At 38.9% G+C, this 24712-nt stretch carries 20 protein-coding genes; 3 read left to right on the top strand and 17 right to left on the bottom strand.

The features are described 5' to 3' along the window. Positions 1-63: 63 nt before the first annotated feature. Positions 64-1872, top strand: a complete 1809-nt coding sequence (gene typA / locus ACSSWA_RS00350; protein ID WP_437354618.1) for a translational GTPase TypA — start codon at positions 64-66, stop codon at positions 1870-1872. Between the two features lie 48 nt (positions 1873-1920). On the opposite strand, the gene ACSSWA_RS00355 is transcribed toward typA, so the two are convergent. From ACSSWA_RS00355 to ACSSWA_RS00375, 5 genes are all read right to left on the bottom strand, one after another. After that, entirely contained in the window at positions 1921-2916 is a 996-nt protein-coding gene (locus tag ACSSWA_RS00355; RefSeq protein ID WP_437354619.1) for a Gfo/Idh/MocA family protein, read from the bottom strand. A gap of 193 nt (positions 2917-3109) precedes the next feature. Then, entirely contained in the window at positions 3110-5218 is a 2109-nt protein-coding gene (locus ACSSWA_RS00360; RefSeq protein ID WP_437354620.1) for a methyl-accepting chemotaxis protein, read from the bottom strand. A 15-nt stretch (positions 5219-5233) separates the two neighbouring features. After that, positions 5234-5629, bottom strand: coding sequence for an energy transducer TonB (locus tag ACSSWA_RS00365; RefSeq protein WP_437354621.1), 396 nt, complete (start codon positions 5627-5629; stop codon positions 5234-5236). An 18-nt stretch (positions 5630-5647) separates the two neighbouring features. Further along, complete coding sequence (locus ACSSWA_RS00370) at positions 5648-6055, bottom strand: bacteriohemerythrin (protein ID WP_437354622.1); 408 nt, start codon at positions 6053-6055, stop codon at positions 5648-5650. Between the two features lie 58 nt (positions 6056-6113). Continuing rightward, the gene (locus ACSSWA_RS00375; protein ID WP_437354623.1) at positions 6114-6593 is read right to left on the bottom strand and encodes a chemotaxis protein CheW; all 480 of its coding nucleotides are present in this window, start codon (positions 6591-6593) and stop codon (positions 6114-6116) included. Positions 6594-6809: 216 nt separating this feature from the next. Between ACSSWA_RS00375 and ACSSWA_RS00380 the strand changes: the two genes are divergently transcribed. Both ACSSWA_RS00380 and ACSSWA_RS00385 read left to right on the top strand, forming a co-directional pair. Further along, the gene (locus ACSSWA_RS00380; protein WP_437354624.1) at positions 6810-9161 is read left to right on the top strand and encodes a PAS domain S-box protein; all 2352 of its coding nucleotides are present in this window, start codon (positions 6810-6812) and stop codon (positions 9159-9161) included. 28 nt (positions 9162-9189) lie between these two features. Continuing rightward, a complete protein-coding gene (locus ACSSWA_RS00385) occupies positions 9190-11103 on the top strand; it encodes a response regulator (protein ID WP_437354625.1) in 1914 nt (637 codons plus the stop codon). A 49-nt stretch (positions 11104-11152) separates the two neighbouring features. Here the strand turns inward: ACSSWA_RS00385 and ACSSWA_RS00390 are convergent, their stop codons facing one another. From ACSSWA_RS00390 to ACSSWA_RS00445, 12 genes are all read right to left on the bottom strand, one after another. Continuing rightward, entirely contained in the window at positions 11153-11413 is a 261-nt protein-coding gene (locus ACSSWA_RS00390) for a hypothetical protein (RefSeq protein WP_422880502.1), read from the bottom strand. A 4-nt stretch (positions 11414-11417) separates the two neighbouring features. After that, positions 11418-11753 carry a hypothetical protein gene (locus ACSSWA_RS00395; RefSeq protein ID WP_437354626.1) on the bottom strand — a complete coding sequence of 112 codons (336 nt, stop codon included), beginning with the start codon at positions 11751-11753 and terminating at the stop codon, positions 11418-11420. An 8-nt stretch (positions 11754-11761) separates the two neighbouring features. Beyond that, on the bottom strand, positions 11762-13543 hold the full coding sequence (gene fliD / locus ACSSWA_RS00400; RefSeq protein WP_437354627.1) for a flagellar filament capping protein FliD: 1782 nt from the start codon (positions 13541-13543) through the stop codon (positions 11762-11764). Positions 13544-13545: 2 nt separating this feature from the next. Further along, positions 13546-13878: a flagellar protein FliS gene (locus ACSSWA_RS00405; RefSeq protein ID WP_437354628.1), complete on the bottom strand. Its 333-nt coding sequence runs from the start codon at positions 13876-13878 to the stop codon at positions 13546-13548. Positions 13879-13949: 71 nt separating this feature from the next. Then, positions 13950-14780 (bottom strand): flagellin, encoded by an 831-nt coding sequence (locus ACSSWA_RS00410; RefSeq protein WP_437354629.1) that lies wholly within the window; start codon positions 14778-14780, stop codon positions 13950-13952. A gap of 248 nt (positions 14781-15028) precedes the next feature. Further along, the gene (locus ACSSWA_RS00415; RefSeq protein WP_437354630.1) at positions 15029-16555 is read right to left on the bottom strand and encodes a tetratricopeptide repeat-containing glycosyltransferase family 2 protein; all 1527 of its coding nucleotides are present in this window, start codon (positions 16553-16555) and stop codon (positions 15029-15031) included. A 2-nt stretch (positions 16556-16557) separates the two neighbouring features. Next, entirely contained in the window at positions 16558-20682 is a 4125-nt protein-coding gene (locus ACSSWA_RS00420) for a glycosyltransferase (RefSeq protein ID WP_437354631.1), read from the bottom strand. A gap of 12 nt (positions 20683-20694) precedes the next feature. After that, a complete protein-coding gene (locus ACSSWA_RS00425) occupies positions 20695-21189 on the bottom strand; it encodes a class I SAM-dependent methyltransferase (protein ID WP_437354632.1) in 495 nt (164 codons plus the stop codon). 154 nt (positions 21190-21343) lie between these two features. Next, on the bottom strand, positions 21344-22528 hold the full coding sequence (locus tag ACSSWA_RS00430) for a glycosyltransferase (RefSeq protein ID WP_437354633.1): 1185 nt from the start codon (positions 22526-22528) through the stop codon (positions 21344-21346). Positions 22529-22671: 143 nt separating this feature from the next. After that, positions 22672-23358 (bottom strand): hypothetical protein, encoded by a 687-nt coding sequence (locus tag ACSSWA_RS00435; protein ID WP_437354634.1) that lies wholly within the window; start codon positions 23356-23358, stop codon positions 22672-22674. After that, the gene (locus tag ACSSWA_RS00440) at positions 23355-23798 is read right to left on the bottom strand and encodes a class I SAM-dependent methyltransferase (RefSeq protein ID WP_437354635.1); all 444 of its coding nucleotides are present in this window, start codon (positions 23796-23798) and stop codon (positions 23355-23357) included. The genes ACSSWA_RS00435 and ACSSWA_RS00440 overlap by 4 nt, the downstream gene beginning before the upstream one ends. A 95-nt stretch (positions 23799-23893) precedes the next feature. Continuing rightward, positions 23894-24712, bottom strand: coding sequence for a dTDP-4-dehydrorhamnose reductase family protein (locus tag ACSSWA_RS00445; protein WP_437354636.1), 819 nt, complete (start codon positions 24710-24712; stop codon positions 23894-23896).

Genomic DNA, 24712 nt, shown 5'->3' on the forward strand with positions numbered 1-24712 from the left:
ATATGTTATAACAAGAAAATTCCTTAAATTTGTTGTTTATTTTTTTGCACTTTGGAGAATTGAATGAAAAAGATACGTAACATTGCCATAATAGCGCATGTTGACCACGGTAAAACTACATTGGTAGATCAAATACTAAAACAATGTAATATATTCAGACAAAATCAGGTCGTCAGAGAAAGGTTCCTCGATTCGAACGACCTGGAACGGGAAAGAGGAATTACAATCTTAGCAAAACATATAAGCATCCCGTATAAAGACTATAAAATAAACATTATCGATACGCCGGGGCATGCGGATTTCGGCGGCGAAGTCGAACGTGTATTGAAAATGGCGGACGGCGTGCTGCTGCTCGTAGATTCGTTTGAAGGACCTATGCCTCAGACCCGTTTTGTGCTCGAAAAAGCGTTGAGTTTGAATCTGGCTCCGATTGTAGTCATCAATAAAATAGACCGCCCTGATAACAGACCCGGGGAAGTTTTAAATGAAGTCTACGATTTATTTATCGATCTGGGCGCCGACGAAACACAACTTGAATTCCCCGTCTTTTATGCCAGCGGGCGCGAAGGCTGGGCGGTATCCGATCTGTCGCATAAAAAGAAGGACATTACCCCCCTTCTCGAATCGATAATTAAAGATATTCCTCCTCCGCCGATGAATGCCGGATCTACGCAAATACAAATTACCACTCTCGATTATAACGATTATATCGGAAGAATCGGAATCGGAAGAGTTTTCAGAGGCTCGCTCGAAAAATCACAAGATCTCTCGATTATCAAACGCGACGGTAAAGTTCATCCGGTTTCGATTAAACAGATTTTTGTATTTGACGGGCTCAACAGACTGGAAGTCGACTCTGTCGATTGCGGCGATATCTGCGCAATTGTAGGCGTAGAGGATATCGACATCGGCGACACAATAGCCGATTCCAACGAGCCGGAACCGCTCCCTTTGATTACAATCGACGAACCGACAATAAGCATGACATTTACGGTCAACAATTCGCCCTTTTACGGCAAGGAAGGAAAATTTGTCACGTCGCGTCAACTCAGAGACCGCCTCTACAAGGAACTCGAACATAACGTAGCTCTTAAAGTGGAGGAGACCGCTTCTCCCGATTCATTCAAGGTTTCGGGAAGAGGCATTTTGCATTTATCGATATTGGTTGAAAACATGAGGCGCGAAGGCTTTGAACTCCAAATTAGAGAGCCGAAAGTAATCTACAAGGAAATAAACGGCAAAAAAGCCGAGCCGATCGAAATTCTGGTTGTCGACGTTCCTGCGGAATATTCGGGCAAAGTAATCGAGCTCGTAGGGCAGCGCCGTGGCGAACTGGTAAAAATGGAAAACAAAGGCTCGGTTCAGAATCTGATATTTCACATTCCTTCCAGAGGATTAATGGGCTTGAGAACCAAACTGCTTACCGTAACTTCCGGCGAAGGGATAATGCACCACCGTTTTTATCAATACGAATATTTCAAAGGCTCGATAGCAAGAAACAGAAACGGCGCGATTATATCGATGGAAGACGGACCGGTTACGGCTTACGCTCTCGATTCGTTGAAAGACAGGGGCAGATTTTTTGTCGAGCCCGGCGAAGTCGTTTATCGCGGGCAGGTAATCGGCGAACACAATAAAGAGAACGATATCGAAGTCAACATCCAGCGAGGTAAAAAATTAACGAATATGCGCGCTTCCGGATCCGACAAAGCAATCAAAATTCCTCCTCCGGTTAAGTTTACTCTCGAAGAAGCGCTCGAATATATTAACGAAGACGAGATGGTAGAAGTGACGCCTAAGTCGATACGTCTGCGTAAACTCTATCTGGACCCGCACGAACGCAAACGCTACAACTTGAACAAAGCTGTTTAATATGTAACGAGTCCGGTTTTCCGTTTCATTCGCTCGTTATTTCAGCTATTAAAATAACTTTATCAGTTTGTTCTTTTTAGCGGATTCAAATGCTTTCTGAAGCGTCATCATATCCTTAAAGCCTTCTTCAAAGGGACTCAGGTTTTTTACCTTTCTCGTTACGATTTTATAAAAATGCAGGAATTCGTTCTCGTAGCCTCCGTCGGTTTTTACTTTTATTTTTTGATCTTTTCTACCGTCTCTTTTAATGATAATCCTGCCGTTGTTTTGCAGTATTAAAGAGCCTTTATTTCCAAAGATTATCATTTCGTTACTGTGGAAACCGCGTACGGAAAAGAATATATTGAGAATTCCGTGCATCGATTTATCGAAGTTGAACAGGAACGAAAACGTATCTTCAGTTCCAATTGCCGGATTAACGGATTTCATCGAGGCGTAACCCGATTTTATATCGCCGAACAACATTCGCAAAGCAGCCGCGTTATGAACGCCACCGTCGTAGACAAATCCGCCCGGATATTTATTTTTTTGACGCCATTTCGTTTGTGCGTATTTGTCTTTTAATGTCAGATTATTGAATACGTTCCATACAACCGAATAAACGTCTCCGATAATTTTCTTGTTCAACAATTTTTTAGTTTCCAGATAGAGAGGGTCGAATCGGAAATTTTCCGCGAGGAAACAGACAGCCTTTGTCCGTTTTTGCATTGCAATCAGTTTGCCGGCTTCGCCGGGTTTTGCAGCCAGCGGCTTTTCGAGGAATACGTGTTTCCCCGACTTAATTGCTTCCGCGGCAAATTTATAGTTCAGTTCGATCGGCACGGCTATTACAACCGCGTCCACATCAGGATTCTTCATTATCTCTTTGCAATCGGTTGTGTACGGAATGCCGCCCGTAAGACGCGAATATTCTTTTGCCTTCTTCTCGGTTCTGTTGCACGCCGCCACAATTTCAAATTTATCTTTATGTTTTTTAATAGCGGGCAGGTGCAATTCCTTAGCCGCAATTCCGCATCCTATTATTCCCAGTCGTATTTTCTTCATATCGATTTTCCTTTATTATTATTAAAATGAATTGCCGCCGTTATAAAAATAAAATTATTCCAAAAATGCAATCTTTCCGCAACAGACTTTGAATTTGCCGTTACAGCAGGAAAGGAAATATGGGAATGAATCAATCGAAATAAAAAAGGCTGCCCTTTTGAGGCAGCCTCTTATTTACTTATGTAAAGATAAGTCAGTTTGTAAGGAGCTTATCTTCTTTACGAGATATCTGTTTTGATTTACCGTTGCCGTTTCCGTGCGGTTTAAATTCGCCGTTTGCGGCAAATTTGAATTTTGCTATTAATTCGCGCAGATTATTTGTCATTCTGTTGAGTTCGTCGGCAGCGCCGGCAATCTGTTGAATTCCGGCTGCGCTTTCGTTTGTAACCTTGCTGATAGTCTCAACGTTATGATTTATTTGTTCGCTCGTAGCGCTTTGTTCTTCGCTTGCGGCGGCTACCTGATTAACCACGTCGAGCGCTGCGTCCGAAGCCTGAATAATTTCTTCGAGCGATTTGCCTGCTTTTTGAGCCAGTTCCTTGCCGGTTTCGACTTCGCCTTTTCCTTTGCTCATCGAAACAACCACATTTTCCGTTACGTCCTGAATCCGCTTGATCATATCGGAAATTTCTTTTGTAGCTTTTGTGGTTCTTTCAGCGAGTTTTCTCACTTCGTCTGCTACTACAGCAAAGCCTCTTCCCTGCTCGCCGGCTCTGGCGGCTTCTATTGCAGCGTTCAATGCAAGCAGGTTGGTTTGGTTTGCGATGTCGTCGATTACCTGCACAATCTCGCCGATTTGCTCGCTGTTCTTGCCGAGATTTTGAATTTTACCGGCGGCATTAACAACGAAGTCGGCTATTTTATTCATGCCTTCTACAGTCTTACTAACAACCTCGCCGCCTTCGCGCGCTACCTGACCGGCTTTTCTGGAAGCTTCGGAAGCCAGAGTAGCGTTTTTCGAAGTGCTCATAATCGTCTTTGTCATTTCCTCGACCTGCAAAACAACTTCGTTAGCCTGGGCGGTTTGTTCCTGCGCGCCTGCAGCCATTTGTTCGGTCGACGATGAAATTTGTTCGCTTATAGAGGCTGTCAGATTTACCATCTCGGCTATGTTGCTCAATATATCGGTCAACGATTCGCCGAGAGAATTGATGCTGTTGACAATCAGTTTATGATCGCCTTTGAAATCTCCTTTGACGCGAGCGTCGAAATTGCCTTTAGCCATTTCTGCAAGCACGTCCACGCTGACCTTAATCGGAGTAAAGAGGGCGTCGAGCGTAGCGTTTACGCCGGCGACAATTTCTTTATACGCGCCGTCGAATTTCTCCGGATTGCCCCGTTTGGTTACTTTTCCTTCTATAATTTCGTCGGTAATCGATTTCAGCTCGTCTATCAAATTCCTCAAATTGCCGATCATCTTAAGCATACTGTCGGAGAGTTCGTCGTCTTCGGAAAGCGTCTTAATTTCTACGTTCAAATTGCCTCTGGAAATTTCCGTTGCGGCTTTGATTTTTTCGTGCTGAGAATGTCTCAATTGTTCCAGCATATCGGCAAGCTCGCCGAATTCGTCTTTTGTCGCCACGGCGACTTTATCTTTGAAGTTTCCTACGGAAAATTTGCCTACCACGTCTTTCATATATTGAACGGGCTTCATCAAAGATTTCACCATGTAGAAGAATACGAAGAAGAAGAAAAGGATTCCGAATGCAATTCCGAAGAAGATAACCAAACGGGAAGACGAAACGGCGTCCGACAGATTGGAATTCAAAACCTCGCCCTTTTGAGTAAGGTTATCTTTGAGGTTTTTGAAATTGCCTAGTATTTGTTCGCCGATTTCTTCGCCGGACGTAGTGGCGACTACGGCTGCGAGTTCATAGTCTTTAATTGCCGCCGCGCTGATTGTGCCGTCGATAACCAGGCTTTTATAGTCGCCCCAGCTTTTATTAATGTTCGCCAGGTCTTCTTCGATGCTCGTACCGGCGTATTTATCGGTAAGATTAGCCAGCGCGGAATCGATTACTTCTTTCGATTTCGAAAGCTTGGTAAGATTACTGTTTAATTCGGGTTCGAAACTCGGAATCGAAAATTTTAGGAGCGTGTTCTTCAGCCCTTCAAATTCCCGGTATATTTTGTCGACTTCGTTTGAAGGCGCAATATAATCGGCATAGATCTGATCTTTGTAGTCGTTTATTTTAAACATTTGATAAAGATCGTTGCCGATTACAGCCGTACAAATAGCTCCCAGTATTATATACGAGACCCGGAGTTTGGTTTTGAACTTCAAATTTTTGATTGAAATCATGGCTCTTTCTCAATTTTAATTTAATTTAAATACAAACGACATAGTAAGTTTAACTTTCACCGGCTGACCGCCTTTCATTCCCGGTTTGAACTTACTCGATTTCAGTACGCGTTCCACTTCTTCGCTGCATCCTCCGCCGACTCCTTTGATTATTTTTACGTCGTCGACGTCTCCGTTTTCATTTATATACGCCATCGCAATAACCCTGCCTTCCTGTCCGGTTTTTTTGGCAAATTCAGGGTATTGAATTTTTTTCATCAGGTTTGCAAGACCATCGGCGGGCTCGGGCATAACTTCCGCTATCGGGAGATAATCCTCGTCGCCCGGCATCAATAAATTAGACGCAGCCGGGATATCGACTTTCATTAAAAGAAGAATCGCAAGAAACAAATACAGGTTTCTAAATTTCATTTCATTACTCCGTTATTATTAATAAATGCCTTGTTCGTTTATGAATTTTGAATACGCTTTATCCGAGCCTTTGATATGTTTGGTTAACCAATTTGTCAGAAAATTCATTATTTCCAGAGACAATCCGGCTCGATTGTTTTGAAAATCCTCGTAAAACTTACCAACCGAATTAACAAAGTCGTCGTGTTCTTTTTTATGCGACAATTTGTTGGGGTAGTTGTATTTTTCAAATAAGTCTTCTTCGGACTTAAAATGAGTTTTTGTATAGCCGATTAAATCATAAATAATTTTAGCCAGTACTTCGTTCGATTTGCCCTGTTTCATAGCGTCGTAGAGCAAATTAATAGTATCGACTAATTTTTTGTGCTGGCTGTCGAGCACTTTGACCCGGACGCTGTATGTGTCGTTCCAATTAATTAAGGACATCCGTTTCCTCTTTTATATTATTATCGTATGAAAAACAGATTTATTAAGCTCTCACAAATCAGTTATTCATTTTGTTGAGCTCGATTTTTTCCTGAGTCGAAAGAATTTTTTCAAGGTCAATCAGAATCAATAATCTGTCGTCGAGCTTTCCAACCGCTTTAATAAATTCGGCGTTAACGCCGGCGACAATCTCCGGCGGCGGCTCGGTTATGCTTGCAGGAATTCTGAGCACTTCCGTAACCGCATCGACAATGAATCCGACGGTTTTTCCCGCTACTTCGACGACTATAATGCGTGTATTTTTGTCGTGTTCTTTCCTTGGCATTCCGAGTTTTGTTCTGAGATCAATTACGGGAATTATTCTCCCTCTCAGATTCACAACGCCGTCCACGAAATCGGGCGCATTCGGCACTTTCGTAATTTCCATCATACGGATAATTTCCTGAACAAGGAGAATATCCACACCGTACTCCTCTTCGCCAATCAAAAAACTCACAAGTTGAAGTATTTCGGCGTTTTCCACTTTTTGCGCGGTCATTTTTTCCCCATTTTTAATCCACCTACATCCTATTATCGAAATTGCAGCCAAATAGTTGAGCTTATCGAAATAATTTTATTATTTAATTTTACATCATTCTTTTTTTGTGGATTTTTTAAGAAAAAAATTGAATATTGTTTCGGAGTTCTTCAACTGGAAATAAATGAGACGTCAATTAATTAATATAGGGCTTTTGAATTTCCTTTGGCGATACCGATGAAAAGTAAGAAATCTATAAATAGCGACCCAATGCGCAAAGAATACGAAGCTTTAAAACGAAAATTCAATCGCTTAAATAGAGAGTATGAAAAACTTAAAACGGAAAAAGATAATTACCGATTATTGATAGAGAATCAAACCGACCTGGTCGTTAAAGTAGATACCGAAGGCAGATTTCTGTTCGTAAGCCCATCTTATTGCGAACTCTTCGGCAAAAAGGAAGAAGAATTAATCGGGCATAAATTCATACCGCTGGTTCACAAAGACGACCGCAAATCGACCAAGGACGCCATGCAGGCTTTATATAAACCGCCTTATTCGTGTTATCTGGAACAGAGAGCCAAAACAAAACGCGGATGGAGATGGCTCGCCTGGTCGGACAAAGCCATTCTCGACGACGATAACCGGGTCGTTGCAATTGTCGGAGTCGGCAGGGATATTACCGAGAAAAAAGAGCTCGAAGAAAAAATAAAAGAGGACGAACGCCAACTGCGGCTTTTTTACGACAACATGTTCATCGGCGTTTACAGAACTACCCCGGACGGCAAAATATTATTCGTAAATCCAGCCTTGTTAAAGATGTTGAAATACGACTCCTTCGAGGAACTCGCCAATCGGAATCTTGAAGCCGAAGGCTTTGAACCGGGTTACGAAAGAACCGAGTTTAAGTCGATTATGGAAAAAGAAGGACAAATAATCGGATACGTCTCTAAATGGAAATGTAAAGACAATACATACATCTGGGTGCGGGAAAGCGCAAAAGCAATCTGCGATTCGAAAGGTAACATCATTTATTACGACGGAACCGTGGAAAATATTACAAGCTGGAAAGAAGCCGAAGAAGAACTCGAAAAAGAACGCAATCTTTTGAGAACATTAATCGATTCGATTCCCGACCAGATTTTCGTTAAGGACAAAGAAGGCAGATTTCTGCTCAACAACAAATCCCACCTGAAGTCGCTCAATTTGAAAATCCAGGAACAGGCGCTCGGCAAAAGAGAAGAAGAATTATCCGCCTCGTACGACCCGTCTTCCGATAATATAAACGAAATAATTTCTACCGGCGAGCCGTCTCTCAATAAAGAAGAATTTTATATTACTTCGGAAAATAAGCCGGGGCGGGCGCTGACTTCAAAAGTCCCTTTGAAAAGCAGAAACGGAAAAATTACGGGCGTAATCGGCGTCAGACGCGATATAACCAGACTGAAAGAATTCGAACAGGAATTGCAGGAAAACGAAGAAAAATTCAGAACCGTTATCGAACAACTCTACGACGGCATTATTCTGGTCGACGAGAACGGCGAAATAATCGAATGGAATAATGCTATGACAAATATCACCGGACTGAAAAAGGAGGAAGTTTTAAATAAAAATTACAAGGAAATAACAGCCGTTTTATTGCCCGATCCCGAAGAACGACCGCCGTTTCTTAACATAACTGACATTCCCCTGCCCGACATAATTAAGAGCTACGGACAACTCTATTTCCATAAACCGTTTGAATTCACTTTTCGTCAGCCGAACGGCAGCGAACTTATTATGCAAATTGTTTTATCTCCCGTAAAGACAAAATACGGCAAACGAGTGTGCGCTATTGTAAGGGACATCACTCAAACAAAGAAGTACAGCAAGACTCTTGAAATTTATCTCGAGGAACTCGAAAAGAAAAACGACGAGCAGGAAAAATTCACTTATACAGTATCTCACGACCTGCGAAGTCCGGTAATTACAATCAAAAGCTTTGTCGGTTTGATGCTCGACGATATAAAATCAGGAAAAACGGATAAAATATTACCGGACCTTCAAAAAATTTCAAACGCCGTCGATACGATGTCAGAAATGCTCGAGGGTCTTCTGAGACTGTCGCGATTAAACCGCAACGGAAATACCATATCGCAAATATCTATGTATGAAGTTATACGCGAAATGCTGTCGGCACTTCAGGGCATGATGCCGCCCGATGCGGAAATCAATATAAATCCCTCCCTGCCTTCGATTGAAGGCGACCGCATGAAAATTAAAGAAGTCTGGCAAAATTTAATAGAGAACGCAATAAAACATTCGCAAAAAGATCAAAAACTGATAATCAATATCGATTACAAGAAAGACGATAAATACATTACTTACATTATCAAGGACAACGGAGCCGGAATACCGGAAGATAAGCTAAATACAATCTTCAATATCTTCGAAAAAGGGAATCCAAAAAGCGGGGGAACCGGTTTGGGCTTATCGATCGTTAAAAAAATTGTTGAATCGCATAAAGGTTCCGTTTGGGCAGAATCCGGAGGAACCGGGAAAGGGGCAGCTTTCTTTATAAAATTACCCTACAGTCGTAACCCTAACTAATTAAGGAGCAATTTATTCAGAGGGAATTATGGCTATTAAAATATTAATTGTAGAAGACGACGATAATCACTATGAATTACTGGAAAGAGGATTCGATAAAAAGCCGGGCGAATATATATTAAAAAGATGCGAAACTATTGCGGATGCAATGAAGGCTATCGAAGAATTTTCTCCGATGCTGATTCTTTCCGACTGGAAGCTGCCCGACGGCAACGGAACGTTTCTGTTACAAAAAGACGACGACGGCAATATTTTAATTCCTCTGATTTTAATGACAAGCTACGGCAACGAAACGATAGCCGTTGAGTCGATTAAACTTGGAGTGATGGATTATATCGTCAAATCGCCCGATACGTTTCTCGATATAACTCATATCGTCGAGAGAACACTCAGAGAATGGAATCACCTTCTGGAAAAAAGAAAAATAGCTCTTCGATTGAATCTCCTGTCGCACGCCGTTGAACAGAGTAAAGTTATAGTTTTGATTACCGACCAGGAAGGATATATTCAGTACGTAAATCCAAAATTCGAGAATGTAACCGGATACAAACTTGACGAAGCAATCGGCAAAAAACCTTCGATACTGAAATCCGGAAAAATCAATCCGGCTATTTACAAAAATTTGTGGGATACAATACTTTCAGGCAAATCGTGGCACGGCGAGTTTCTTAACAGATCGAAATTCGGTGAATATTATTGGGAATCCGCAACTATCTCCCCTATTAAAAACATTCGCGGTAAAATTACTCATTTTATTAAAATCTCCGAAGACATAACTGAAAAAAAGAATATGGAATTAACATTAAAAGCCGCTCTGGAGAAAGCCGAAGAGTCGAACATTCTCAAGACTTCAATATTGAGCAACATGAATCACGAAATACGTACTCCGTTAATGGGAATCCTCGGCATGACAGAACTAATGATGGAAGAAACCGCCGACGAAAATCTAAAAGAAATGCTGCTCCGGATTCGGAGTTCCGGCAAGAGATTAATGAAAACGTTAAACTCGATACTCGATCTGTCGGAACTCGAAAGCAGTCAAATAAAAGTAAAACGCGAGGATTATAATCTTACTCAAAATATCGAATTCATTATCGAGCCGTTTAAGGAAATTATGCTCCAAAGAAAACTCGATTTTAAACTCGTAACGCCGAATGAGGACCTGGTAGTTTCGGGATACAAAGATTTTATTGAACAGTCGCTCTCCAATATTCTCGACAACGCGATTAAATATACGCCCAAAGGCTCTATAACCGTTTACATTGACAAAGAATTGAGCGGAAAAAAACAGTTCGCTAAGATATCAATATCAGATACGGGAATAGGGATCGCAAAAAACCAAATCGGATTAATATTTCAGGAATTCCGTCAGGTAAGCGAAGGCACAAGCCGCTCGTACGAAGGAGCCGGATTGGGACTTACCACGGCAAAGAAAATGATCGAATTAATGGACGGCACAATTTCGGTCGAAAGCAAAGAAGGCGAAGGTTCTACGTTTACTGTTCTGTTGCAGCTAGCTCAGCCAAAAGAAATTAAGAAAGATACCCCAAAAGAAAAGATAGCCGAGAGCGGTAATAATTTTTCAATTCTTTATGTGGAAGACAATATAATAAATCAGGAAGTGATTAAATCCTTTTTGAGCGAGAAAGCCGAAGTTGACAGCGCGCTGAATGCAAAAGAAGCTTTGAAAATGATTGGTCAGAAAAAATATTCGATGATATTGATGGACATTCACCTCGGTATGGGAATGGACGGAATAAAGCTGACAAAAGAATTGCGCAAAACCGAAGACTACAGAAACACTCCTATTATAGCCGTAACCGGATATGCGAGTAATCTCGACAAGGACAGGTTTCATACGTGCGGATTCAATCAAATTCTCGTTAAGCCGTTTACAAAGGAAGAGTTGCTGGATGCAATAGCGAATCTTTTGAAAAAATAAAAAAGGCGGACAAAAGCCCGCCTCGAAGGAGTATGTATGAAATGATAAACTAACTTTCTTTTAATTCTTTTAAGATTGCCTCGGCTACTTTATTAATCACTTCGTCCGAATCGTAAAATTTCGAACTGATTTTCTGCTTAATTTCCTCCAATCTCTTTGAAGCGGCTTCGTTTTTTGCGAGTTCTCTCGCAGTCGAAGAGATCTCGATTTTGTCGGTCTCTTTTGCTTCCGGTTGTTTAACCGAAGCCTTCTTCAACTGATTTGGGTCGTGTGTAAACGTCGAATTGTTAGATATTCCTTTTATGTCCACTTTTTCACCTGATATAATTGACTATTTTTCTCTGGCTGTTCAAGGCAGAAATTTCCTTTTCAACTTTTTTCAACTCATTCTTGAACCGCTCTACTATATTATCGTATTTTTCTTCGATAAGTTTAGCCTTTAAGAGGATCTCCGGTTCGTTTTTTTCGAAATATTCCTTTCCCCATTTGGCGCAGACGTCTTTTTTCAGTTTCTGGATGACCATCATGCTTTCCAGTGCCTCCTGAAATTTATCGTCGAAATTATCGAAATTTATAGAATCTAACTGCTGCGTGAGTAAATCCATCAACTGATTCATAGCGGTTAGTTTATTTTTAAGATCCGTATCCATATTCTCTCCTAGTATCCGGTGGTCGACGAGCTAAACAACGAGAAATAATTTTGAGCCGACATAATCGAAGCAAGTTGAACCTGCAATTTTTGATAACGAAGTCTTAGCGCCGAAGCGTTTTTGTCTATCCTTGTCTGCGCCGCTTCGATGCTGTCGTTTAACGATGAGATTGTGGAATCGTATGTCGACTTCGTCTTGGCAATATATCCGTCCGCTCCCAGGTACGGACTAATACTGTCGTATAATTTAGTTGCAATGCCGTTCGTCGAAGTAAAAAGATCGACAACTTCGCCGAGGTTATTTTTTATGGCGTCTTCCAGTTGATCGGAATCCGATAAAGACAGTCCGCCGTCAATATTAAATGTAATTCCGATTTTAGAAAGACTATTAATTTTATTGGAGGCAATTCCGTCTACCGTTGAATACGCTATTGTATTTAATAAACTGATAAGCGCCGAGGCGGTGGAATCTCCTCGAAGAGTTCCCTTCGAAGTGTCGGTAGTTTTCGTCTGATCGCGCAGATAACTGTACAGGTCGTTAAATTTTGTAATAAACTCGTTTACTTTATCTTTAATTTTGGTTACGTCTTTAGAAACGTTAATATTAACGTCGGCATCCGCCGGTTGCATAACAGATTTCAAATTAATCGTTGTGCCCGAAATCAAATCGGTAATTACATTAGAATTTCTTTCTACGTTAACGCCGTTAAAGTCGATTTTGGCGTTGAGCAAATCCGTAGTATAGATATAACCGGGAGTGTCGTCTCCTATCGAACCGTTCTGAACGAACGATTGGCGCGCTGCTCCGAGATTCAATCCCACGGCAGCCAAAGCCGTTCCGCCGCCGGTGTCGGACAGATCGGTAATTCTATAATCATAGCCCGATTCAATTGCCGTAATTCTCAACTGTGAACTCCCGCTCAGCGGGGTAAATACCGAAGCGTTAACCAATCCCGAAGCGCCTTTTTCTTTCGTTACGTTTACTCCCAGCTCTGTTAACAATGTCCCCGTATCGTTTTTAATCGTTATATATTCGGAAGAATCGTTGACGGTAATTTTAAGCTGATAATCCGAACCGTTTACAACTTTTTCAGCCGTAATACCGTCGATATCGTTAAGCTGAGTAACAATACTGTCCAATACATCGCTGTAGGTTCCGGCAGAATAATTAATGGTAGTTTCCGTACCGTTCAGATCGACTACGAACGAACCGCTGGAAGCCGTGCTGCCTGTTACCGCAGTAGAGAGCACAACGGCTTTATCGGTATTAATAGCGTTCTGTATTTTCGTCATTAATGTTTCGTTTGTTATATAGCCGGAAGTGAAATCGGCGGCGTCGAAGGTGACCGAAACTTTGCTAATAAATTCTCCCCCTTCTCCGTCGCCTGTTTTTATAGTAAACTCGTGCGTTCCAGGAGCCGTAATAACCGCCGATGCGGCAGTCGAATTCATGTCAATCGACAATACGGCGTCGTTCTTAGCCAGCTGGTTAATTCGTATTGTATTATTCCCTTCGGTGGCTCCCGTACTCGAAACCGCCGTTGCAAAGTCCGTATTAGACGAAGTAGCGGCTTTCGAATAAAAGATCGAATCTGTTGCCGCGCTTTTTAAATCGCTAAGTAAAGTTTTAAATGTATCAAGTTTACCGCTAATTGTAGAATATGCGGAAATTATATTTTCATAATATGATTTTCGATTGGTAAGAGGCGTAACTCTCTTTTGAGTTTCGTTAGAGATGTAAGAATTGACCAGATTATTTATACCTGACGTTGTCAGAATGTCGTAGGCCATTTTCAACCCATATTTTTAATAGCGTCCAACCATGTCTGCTTTAATTCGGTCAATATTTTCAGGACAATTTCGTTATTTTTTTTGCGCATTTGGTCCTGGCAGAATATATACAAGCGGAGTAATCCTGTGGATATTTCTTTTGCCGCAGGGTCGTCAAAATTCAGCGAATTAATTAATACCTGAATGGCTTCATTGGTCCTGAGCATGTCGTTTTTTTGACATTGCTGGATGGCGAAGTCGTAAACTTTCAGAGTCAGTTCCTGAGGAGTGGAATTTTTAATCTGATTAACGAGATACGGATTAGTTTTTTTAGTAGCGAAATTTGCTGTATACATGGCTCTCAGTAATTTAGTTAAAAAATTCCCTCTCCCCGTAGGGAGAGGGATTAATCAGGATAAATTCCCAATTAACGGAAGAGGCTCAATATCTGTTGAGGAGCGGTGTTCATTTGAGCCACCATTGCAGTTGCCACCTGAGCTCCGATTTGACCCTTGGTAGCGTTCAACTGTTCCATTGCGACATCGGCGTCGAAGATGTTACTGATAGTAGCCGTGTTGTTGGCAATTGCAGCCGTGAGATATTCTTCTCGAGAGTCGAGAGTCTGGCTCAAGTTACCGAGACGCAACAGCGCATTACGAACATTATCGGCTACAGTGGTAGTATCATAGCTCAATACGGTACTATCCGTGGCGTTTTGGAGATTTGTAGCTCCGATAGCTGTTGCAAGGTCGCCGACTTTCAAGTATGTATCGCTTGCAAAGTCGACCGAGAACGAGGAACCGCCGACGTCGAACGAAGCGCTTGTTAAAGCGGTGGAGCCGTCGGTGCTGGCGAGCAACTGTGTGCCGTTAATGTTGGTGTTCTTAAGTATGGAATCAATTTCTTTAGCGAGAGTTCTGATGTCATCGGCAATTGCGCTAGAGTCTTTCAAAGGATCGCTTGCGTCGGTTTGTTTTGCTTTTATCTGGTTTAATTTGTCTGCAATCTGCTGTAATGCGGATTCGGCGGTAGCCAGATAGTTTTTAGCCGAAGCGATGTTGTTGAGCTGAGCTTTCTGTGTAAGAGTTTGAGCTTCGAGCTGTTTACCGACGTTGTAGCCGGACGTGTCGTCTGCAACGCTGTTGATCTTTTTCATTGTTGCAAGACGAAGTTGTGCCTTTTCTGTCTGCGCATTGATTCTTGCCAATGCATTGTAAGCGTTAAGAGCGCCAACGTTTGTGTTAATTGAGAATCCCATAATTTACCTCCTTGTATGTTTGTTAAATCCGCTCAAGCTTCCCTGCTTGAGCTTGTTGATTAATGAGATTTATTTCTCACTAATATTATCGCACGTCGTTTATAAAAGTTTAGCGATTCCCTTATATAAATTTTAATTCAATGTCAAGATTTTATACAATGATATCAATGCTTTCCTGAAACGGGAGTTGATACGTTGGGAATGCGGTTTTCCAAAACGGAGCGGAAGGAACGTTTGACAAAATCGGATTAGTTAACTACGGATAATCCTTTCAATTTTTCTTTTACCAACTTCACTTTCTGAATTATTTCTACCATCCGGGCGAATGTTTTTTCCATGTAATCGAATATCTCTATTGCCTCGCCGAACTTTCCTGCTTTAATATAAAACGATGCCAAATAAAAAAGCGCCGCCGGATCGTTGGAAAGTATCTCTTTGTTGTTTTCCATTAATTGGATGGCTTCGGCAGTCGCGCCTCTCTGATCGTACAGCTGCGCTATATTTTTTATTGCGTCGGCATTCTTCGGATAGAGCGAATGAAAGTAATTAAAAAGCCTAAGTTTAATGTCCTGATTTTTTTGACCTTCGAGCACAGTAATCAATAAATCGAGATTATATTTGTTAATATGCTTTTCGACTACTTCGGCCATTTCTTCATTTATTTCCCTTCCGTTTAATACGCATTCCATCAATTTAATCAGCTGAAGTTTATGATTGGCTTCTTCGTCTTTAATTATTCTGTACAATTCCTTAATAAAATACTCCGTATAATCGGAATCCTGAGTTCTGAACGAAAGGAACAAGCCGAAATAAATAATTTCCCTGTTGTCGACATAAATAGTTTGTTTGTTCAGCAATTCGTTATTGTTAATACTTTTATTTGCCTCCATCGCTTTTTTAGCATAAATCTTTGCCTTGTACAGATTTTGCTGACGCAAATAGACTTTCGACATAAAAAGATAATAATATGTTTGTCTCGGATTTAGTTCGATCGCTTTGTCAATCAGTTTTTCGGCTCCGGTCGAATTAAATTTCGAATGTTCAATTTGCGCCAGATACGCGTACGCCTCGGCTTTCAACGTATTGTCCAGCTCGTTATTATCTATTAATTCCGAGAATATTTCTTCAGCTTTTTCAAAATTTCCCAGGATATAATACGTTTGCCCAAGCTGGAACAAGCTGTAAGAAGACTTGTTTTGGTTATAATCTTCCAGCAGCAGTTCAAGATTTCTTTTTGCCTTCTTTTCCTTTTCCTCTTTCGAAACGTCGTAACCGATATGGTTAATTACTATTTTCGAATGCTGAATTTGATAACCGTTTTCTAAGAGCGAATCGGTTATCTGTTCGTGCACCTTACCGCTAAACTTTATATCCGGCGAGTTCTTAAAAAGTCTTACGTAACGAATGGAATGGTCTCTTTCGTTTTCGCTGTCGATACTCTTTACAGTGCAAAAGTAGCCTGCTTTCGTAACCGTATTAAGAATCTTTTTCAATTCATGGATTGAATTGGCGTCCAGCCGTTCGTCCGCGTCGAGATACAATATCCAGTCGCCCGTCGATTTTGAAAGCGCATAATTTCGCGCAGCCGAGAAGTCGTCGCGCCATTCAAAGTTATAGACTTTGGCATTGTATTCCTTAGCAATAGAAACGGTATTATCGGTAGAACCGGTATCGACAATGACAATTTCACCGGCAATATTTTTTACGGATTCGAGACAATCTTTCAGATATTTTTCTTCGTTTTTGACGATCATTGAAAGTGTTAAAACGCCCATAGCTAACTCGCTTCTAATGATGAATGATTCAGCTCGTAACCGAGCAATTTATTTACATCCGCCAAAGCGTCGGCGGCGGCGCCGTTATTCGGGTCGTTTTTAACCGCCCATTCGAGCATTACTTTTGCCGCTTCCGGATTATCCTGCGCTAAGAATACCTGCCCCAGTCCAAAACAAGCCGAAGAAGATTGGGGATTCAAATTGAGTTCTTTTTCGAAGTACTGCTGTGCTTCAAGTGTATTACCGGCAATTAAGGATATATTTCCTGCAAGATCATAAACATCTTCTATACCGCTCGATTTCGAATCACTTGACACAGTTTTTAAGTATTCTTCTGTATATCTTATGGCTTCATCATACTTTTTCTCGTTTAATAATGACGCAACATATTCAGAATTGAAAACATTCTTTTCATCATCGCTGTATTCATTCAGTAATTCCGGATGGTTATCCAGATAGAACTTATAAAGAATATTTTCAAGATTTTTAAACTCTCTATCCTTAGAATTAATAAGAGCGGTCAAGTATCCATTTTCTGCTATTTTATTTCTTAATTTAACGTCATCTAACAATTCTTTAGTGGCTCTATAAATTTCATCAGCAGATCCCGGATTTATCAACAAACAGTTTTTCTTGTCTTCGCAATATTCGCTAATCCCGATTGTTTTCGTACATATTACTGCCGTCTTAGAAGCCATGGCTTCCAATGGCGGCAATCCCCAAGATTCGTAATATGACGGATAGATAAGAATATCTGCCGTAGCGTATAGAAAAGACTTCACTTCTGGAGCAGGATTATAATAGAACTCGCAATCGTAGTCCTTAAATATATCCGGTTGGGTATTAGAAATGCGCACAAGCGTTATCTTATAATTTTCTTTTTTAATTCTATCAATTGCTTCTTTTACTTCAGTTATACCTTTGAATCTTAAAGGCTCGAGATCAGTACCCATACTATCAGGGCCGACAACCAGCACACGTGCCGTAAATCCTTCCAATTGCTTTGGACGCGGACAAAAGAGATCCATGTCAACGCCAACGTTAATTATTGCATCCGGTATTCTACCCGTTCTTTTTTGAATTATTCGGGCAAAGTATTCCGAATTAGCTATAAGCTTAACTCCGTTAAGTTTATAAGAGTTGTCAGACATTAACTTATAAGTCTTAAGAGCTCTGTTATTTTTAAGATTCTTCTTTATATCTACGTCGTCAAAAATAAACTGATCACCCTGAGCAAAGTATATTTTAATATCCGATTTTATCTTCAATAATTCATGTGCATTTAGATAAAACGTAGCGATCACTATATCGCTTTTATTGACATATTTTGACATGCTCTCAGTATCTGGGATTTTAATTACTTCCGCATTTAAGTATATACCGCGGGGTTTATCCGTAAAACTTATTATTTTTACTTCGTGCCCTTGTGCAGCCAGCATGTTTGCCTGACTAATAATCGTGAGATTCCCTCCCGAAATTGAAGAAAGATTATTCACCAAATAAGTAATAGTAAATTTTTTACGTTTTTTAATAATCTCAAACTTGTCGTCGACCGTATTTCCCTTTACAACGTTTATTTCAGTTTTATCAGCCGAGTATTTAAATTTCTCTAGTATCCCATATTTATTTGCAAATTCAATAAAACTTTTTTTCGAATTAGCTTCCGAATATTTTGCCGCCGTGTTCAGACCGTTATAGATAATATTCTTATTGATTTGTTTTCCAATTAATGCCTTGATTAATATATTTATTAATGCTTGCACATCATCATAATCAACCAAATATCCGTTGTAATTATCTTCCAAAAAACTTTCTGCGCCCATATTCTTTGTAGCGACAACCAGCGTACCGCTTGCCATTGATTCGAGAACCGACAATGAAAATCCTTCGTACCAAGATGCGCATATATATAAGTCACAGTAATTGTATAAATCTGCCATTTGTTTTGAATCAAGTTCAGAAAACACATTTACTTGGAATTCAAAACTATTCTTAATATTATCCAACATTTTTTTCATCTCGTCAGTAAGAATGCCCGCGGCAATATTAAGTGTCAGATTATGTAATCGATACTGTGTTTTTTGGAATACTTGCAATGCCGTAAGGACATATCTAAGTCCTTTCAAGGGCTGTAAAGGATTGCCTACAAACAATATGTTTTTTCCGGTTTTTATAATATCATTGTTGGGGGAAAATATTTTATGGTCTACAAAATTATTAATTAAGTAGGAATCCTTATTGAATTTATCTTTAATTAATTTTTTCAAATGCTCTGAAACAACTATCGTATAAAAAGGAATTTTGTGCAATGAGGAAAATAGCGCTTTATCGGTTCTAGTGGTAGTAAAATTATCGCCGTATAAATACCCCTCGTATGCCTGGCAAACATAAATTATTTTTTCAGGAGGTATTTTGTTTAGAATTTTTCCAATATCCAAAATTGTATATAAAAACACATACTTAAAAGAAGTCAAATCAATTTCATCATAATTTTCAACCTGTACGTATTTGCCAGGGATATCCGTCCAATTGCCTTTCGGAGTATCGCAAAATACAGTAATTTTACATCCCGCTTCTGCAAGCCATTGCATGTATTTTGTGTAAATTATTGTACCCCCGCTTTTCCCCTTCAAGCCTCTGGCAATAAATGCAATTTCGTGCCCTTCCGTCTCATCTATATCGGGACGGGGCATATTAATAAGATATTCATGTATTTCATCATCCCGGAAATAATAGCCTTTTTTACAAGTATCACAAACTATTGTAATTTTTTGAGATTCTTCTTTGACAGTAATATAATCTTTTTGGAGAATTCGTTTATTGCAAGCCGGGCATTTAATTCCAAGAGTATATTGAAATTTACCTTCATATGTTATCGGTTCGAGTTCCCACTTATAGAAGGATACCTTCGGGAGTTTTGAAAAGTTATTCTCATTTTCTTCAAGGTAGAGTTTCGGATTATAAGTTTTATATTTTTCTACGAAGGGCAATGACTTTGTTTCTCGTTTATTAAATAATATATATAAATACCTGTCTAATATTTCCGCTTTTTTTCTCTCTCCTATTGATATCAACTCGTTTATATATTGTATTGTTTCGTTATAATAATCATACGGTTTGTATTTGAAAGTATCCCTGGTATAAATATTTTCCAATGCGTTTAATATTCTCGAAGGAATTTTGTCTTTATCAAGTTCCGAAACGTATTTTTCTATACTCTTTTTAATTTCTTTCCTGTACGAAATTGGCGAACGATTATTAATCCATTCATTCATCCTGTCTATAAATGCCGGGATATAGCCGCTTCTGTACATAAACGCATTTGTATTTATTGCAATATTCAAACTGTCTCGAAGCGCTTTTTTAATATCTTCAGGATTAGTCAAATTCAGTAACGGATAAAATTCTTCATATGTATATGAATTAATAAAATTCAGACACGAGCGAGCTGAATCGAGGTACATGCCGTCAGGGAAGGCGTTTGTGTCCTGTCCCGGATGAAACCGTGTAACACAAGTTCGTTCGTTAATATATTTTGATACGAATTTGGCAGTAATTCGCAGCCACATATCAAAATCCTGCGCCTGACGCAAAGTTTCGTCAAACATTCCGACTTTTTCAAAAACTGACGAGTGAGCTGCAAAAGAATTGCCATGAATATAATTACCTGCAAAAAATTTTGTAACTTGAAATTCATCAGGTGGAATTGACTGCCACAGGTCTGGCAACGTTTTTTCTTTTGTTTGATCATTGAGATAGTAAAAATGCGTATAAAAGAATTTTATATTTGGAAATGATTTTATGTCATTATACATAATTTCGAATTTATCTGGCTCGTATAGATCGTCAGAGGAAAGCCAACAAATCCATTGACCGTTCGCTCTTTCAATACCATAATTAAGCGCTGATGAAGTGCCGCCATTAACTTTATGATAACACTTAATTCTAGAATCCTTCTTCTCATATTTACTCATTACATCTGCGGTATTATCCGTACTACCATCGTTAACTATTACAGCTTCCCAATTAAAGTAAGTTTGACTAAGCAGACTATCTATTGCTTCACTTAGTAGGTGAGCCTGATTGTAAGCGGGTATAATTACCGAAAATTTAATATTACTCTTCATTATCGAATCCGATTATTTATTTTTCTCGAATAAGACCCAATGCCATGATGCCTTATCCAACGGCCAATATTTATCTTCTGTTTTTAGAATTTTCAAATCAAGCTCTTTTGCAAGCGCCTGTATATCCTCTTTAGTCCAATTAACACATGGTTCGTATTTTTTTAATTCTGCATCTCTTGTTCCGAATTCAGGTTCCATAAACTGCAGAAGCATTTTGCCTCTATTTGACAACTTCTCTGCCATGCCTGATATATAGTCTTTGGTCATATCTCGAGTCAAATGCTGAAAAACCGTAATTTCATACACAAAATCGAGCTCTACATTTATATCATACCTCCAGGAATCTGCTAATACCGGAGTAAAATTATCGAATCCCTTATTCTTTAAAAAATTAACGGCTTTATTTAATATTTTCCTGCTCACGTCAATGCCATATATATGTTTAACATATGGCGCCATTAGAGCGGACTCTCTTCCGTATCCGCATCCTATGACAGCCACATTCATATATTTATTAATTCTACAAAACTATTGATAAGCTCCAGATCATCTTCATAATAAAGTAAGTTATCCGAACTGTTTTAGGGTTTTCAAAATAATTATCGTTTTGCAATTGTCTCTAATTTTATAGATTACTAGATGAACTCATCCCTTTTGCGGTTCATTCTTTTTGTGTTAATAAAAAATATTCAGCTTTCAATTCCGAGTCATCAGGATGGGATTCCAAATAACGGTCAATAATATTTACAGCTAATTCTATATTATTCTCTGCTTTTAGTATTTCTAAATAATTTAGAACATAAACGCGATTATGTCTATCCAATTCATACGACTTTTGAAGAAATTCACGAGCATTTTTTCTGTTCCCCCTGTTCCATTCTATAACGCCCAGATTGTTAAGAGCTTCTGTATTATTAGCATTAATTTCCAGTACTCTTTTAAAATATCTTTCAGCTTCTTCAACATTATCTTCATATGACATTACCATCTCACCTAATTTCACCAATGATTCTTCCAGTTCCCTTGTAGAGATAATACTATCTCCCTTTATCCCTGAAATATTCTCAGAAATATTTTTCATAGCATAAGATGTAGACGCTTCATCCATTTCTCCTTCTTTCATGTGATAGACAATCGAGTCAAAAGATGTAATATGCTTTACGCCAAGTTTAGCTAATTTATCGAAGAAATATTCATCTCCATAAAAAGCAACATCATCAAAACTTTTTCCAGCAATGTTACCCTCCGGATATAAACCTGCTTTCATTGCAACATCTTTAAAAAGCATACAGGGCATATAAGCCCCACCTTCCTTAATTCCAGTACTTCTAACTTTATTAGCGTAAGAAAGGAATTCATCTTTTTTAAAGTTGGTTGGATGGTCACCAAATTCACCATGATATGCTCCGGGGAAAATTCCATGTTTAGGATGCTTTCTTTCCACTAGTTGAGAGCATACTACTGAATTTGGAGAACTATATTTTATAAGATTTTCTAACCAATCCGGAGAAAAATAATTATCACTATTTACTAATACTACTAAATCTCCTTGCGCTTTTCTTATAGCTTCGTTCCAACCACGATAAACCCTATGAATATACTCTGGTTTTGCATATCCCATCTTAAACAATTCTTCTTCTGTTCTCCTGGGGTTAATATTAATATAGAATTTATATCCTTTAGCTGTTAAATAATCAACAAGATCTCCCTCAGGATCATTTGCTATAAAAAAGAATTCTGCTTCACCTCTCTTAATCATCGGAGTAAATTCATTGACAGATTCATAAACCCAATCAGCAAATTTCTTTGATTTATATATTAAAGAAGCAATTGATATTTTTACCATTGAATACCCCTCTCATTAAAATATTTTTGCCATGTTATTTTTACAGTTTTTCTATCCCATCCCAACCTAAAAATATCTTCTCTTGTATTTTGAGATGGAACAAAATCTTTCTCCATATTATCCAAAATAACTATCGGAAGATTTCATGCCATTGCTTCCCATTCTATCATATAAAAAGGTTGAAGCATACCGCAACTTAAATAAAAATCTGCTGCATTCATCAGCTCTGCTAATTGTTGTTGAGAAACTTTCACAAAATTACTTGCCCCATTTAAGAAAGATGCTTCAGAATCTTGTTTCCATACAATTATCCAATAAATATCACTATTTTCTTGAGCATATTTCTTTAGTCTTTCAAATCCTTTCATTGGATGCGTAGTTCCTCCCCAAATACCGATTTTTTTATCGAGTGGAAGATTGTATTTATTACGTAATGATTTTTTTTCTCCTGACGGGCTAAATAAGTCAGTATCAACTCCGATTGGTATTACATCAACAGAACCAAATTGTTCATAGTACTTTTTAGCAAGCGGTGTAGCGACTACTCTATAAGTAGAATATTTTGCCGTACTATTAATTTTTTTAATCTTTTCATCCCATTCATTAGAACTGAATACCACTTTCATTTCAGGAATTAGTTCCCATAGTAAAGCTATACTTTTAGATGGGAAAACATTTAATGGGCCTAAAGTTGAATATCTTAGTACAACATCGTTTGGATACATTACTTGAGGAATTGCGAATGCACTATTTGGAAATTCTCTCTTGAACCATGTCCAAAAGGTATCTTCTCCCAAACCACTTATAACTTCTGCATTTAAGAATATCATTTTAGTATCTCATCTTTTTGCAAGATAATATGCAACGAAGGATATTTTTGTGGTACTACTTCTTTTTTAATTAGATTCCAAAAACTTCCACGCCTATAGTAATATTGAGAATCCCTATCGAGAAATACATTAAAACTATTATCATTAAAAAATATCCTATGAGTTGGATCATCTGTAATACCCATAGGTACAATTATATCAAAAATCCCCTTAGGCTTTAAAACTCTCCATACCTCTTCTATTATGAATAAAAAATCATAGGGATCTAAATGCTCTAAAAAATGATAAGCTCTTACTTCCTCGACAATATTAGAAGAATATGGTAGTCCTCTTGTAACATCTCTTACAATATCGGGTTTTACGGATACATCTTTATCAATATTTATATAACCTTTTTCAGGATATATACCGCAACCAAGATTTAATTTAACTATCTCCATTTTCTTATCCCATGAAAAATTTGCAATCTATTAGCTTTATTTATTTGCGTTAATTGTAATAATCACCCATTTTTTAAGTTTATTATAATATTTTATTACACCTCAATACCCTGAAAAAACTCTTTCATTTCTTCAATTTGCCGCCGTAACGGCTTGACGGCAACAATACCGGATAAACCGTATACCGAGTCCAAGCTTCTGTCGACGGCGCTTTCCGCATTAACGGGATTTATCTTCAGATTCAGATTATAGACTTCGTTAAATATTTTAAGCAGTTCGTATTTATTTACCGTATCCGGAGAAAAGATGTGATAAATGCCTTTTTTGTAGTGCCCGTCGATAAGAATTTTTTCAATAACCTCGGCTAAGTAGAGAGTAGTGACGCCGTTCCATCGATGATTTGTAAAACCGTTTACTTCTTTGCCCGCCTGGCTTTTTGCCCACTCGAGCAGCGAACGACTGTTGTCTTTTTCTTCTCCTATGATTGATGTTCTCAATACCATGCAATCATTTGTTTCTCCCGCGTTTTTACTTAAACCGTACAAATCATCCGCGTCGAAATAATCCGTTTCCGTATATTTCCCTTTTTTTCCGGTGTAAACGCAATCCGTTGTAATATGAATGCATTTTATATTTTTCTTATTGCAAAGTTTTGCAAGATTACGAGGGAACATGGAATTGATTCTCAAAACCGACTCAACGCTGTTTTTGGCTATTGTGGGTTTTATCACTCCCGCACAATTAATTACTGCTTCCGAATTCTCGATTAAACTTTCGAGTTTATCGATCGAATCGTTGGCTATATCGAATTCCCTTCTGGTAATTTCCGTAACATCGTATCCTTTTTTCAGAAAATACGAACTTACTGCATAGCCCAGCATACCGTTTGCGCCTATAACGGATATTTTTTTCAT

It is taken from the genome of Melioribacter sp. Ez-97 (genome assembly GCF_051488665.1).
GTDB lineage: Bacteria > Bacteroidota > Ignavibacteria > Ignavibacteriales > Melioribacteraceae > Melioribacter.

Coding starts and splice junctions, on each gene's coding strand:
- typA (WP_437354618.1), top strand. CDS start 64: ATGAAAAAGATACGTAACATTGCCATAATAGCGCATGTTGACCACGGT.
- ACSSWA_RS00355 (WP_437354619.1), bottom strand. CDS start 2,916: ATGAAGAAAATACGACTGGGAATAATAGGATGCGGAATTGCGGCTAAG.
- ACSSWA_RS00360 (WP_437354620.1), bottom strand. CDS start 5,218: ATGATTTCAATCAAAAATTTGAAGTTCAAAACCAAACTCCGGGTCTCG.
- ACSSWA_RS00365 (WP_437354621.1), bottom strand. CDS start 5,629: ATGAAATTTAGAAACCTGTATTTGTTTCTTGCGATTCTTCTTTTAATG.
- ACSSWA_RS00370 (WP_437354622.1), bottom strand. CDS start 6,055: ATGTCCTTAATTAATTGGAACGACACATACAGCGTCCGGGTCAAAGTG.
- ACSSWA_RS00375 (WP_437354623.1), bottom strand. CDS start 6,593: ATGACCGCGCAAAAAGTGGAAAACGCCGAAATACTTCAACTTGTGAGT.
- ACSSWA_RS00380 (WP_437354624.1), top strand. CDS start 6,810: ATGAAAAGTAAGAAATCTATAAATAGCGACCCAATGCGCAAAGAATAC.
- ACSSWA_RS00385 (WP_437354625.1), top strand. CDS start 9,190: ATGGCTATTAAAATATTAATTGTAGAAGACGACGATAATCACTATGAA.
- ACSSWA_RS00395 (WP_437354626.1), bottom strand. CDS start 11,753: ATGGATACGGATCTTAAAAATAAACTAACCGCTATGAATCAGTTGATG.
- fliD (WP_437354627.1), bottom strand. CDS start 13,543: ATGGCCTACGACATTCTGACAACGTCAGGTATAAATAATCTGGTCAAT.
- ACSSWA_RS00405 (WP_437354628.1), bottom strand. CDS start 13,878: ATGTATACAGCAAATTTCGCTACTAAAAAAACTAATCCGTATCTCGTT.
- ACSSWA_RS00410 (WP_437354629.1), bottom strand. CDS start 14,780: ATGGGATTCTCAATTAACACAAACGTTGGCGCTCTTAACGCTTACAAT.
- ACSSWA_RS00415 (WP_437354630.1), bottom strand. CDS start 16,555: ATGGGCGTTTTAACACTTTCAATGATCGTCAAAAACGAAGAAAAATAT.
- ACSSWA_RS00420 (WP_437354631.1), bottom strand. CDS start 20,682: ATGAAGAGTAATATTAAATTTTCGGTAATTATACCCGCTTACAATCAG.
- ACSSWA_RS00425 (WP_437354632.1), bottom strand. CDS start 21,189: ATGAATGTGGCTGTCATAGGATGCGGATACGGAAGAGAGTCCGCTCTA.
- ACSSWA_RS00430 (WP_437354633.1), bottom strand. CDS start 22,528: ATGGTAAAAATATCAATTGCTTCTTTAATATATAAATCAAAGAAATTT.
- ACSSWA_RS00435 (WP_437354634.1), bottom strand. CDS start 23,358: ATGATATTCTTAAATGCAGAAGTTATAAGTGGTTTGGGAGAAGATACC.
- ACSSWA_RS00440 (WP_437354635.1), bottom strand. CDS start 23,798: ATGGAGATAGTTAAATTAAATCTTGGTTGCGGTATATATCCTGAAAAA.
- ACSSWA_RS00445 (WP_437354636.1), bottom strand. CDS start 24,712: ATGAAAAAAATATCCGTTATAGGCGCAAACGGTATGCTGGGCTATGCA.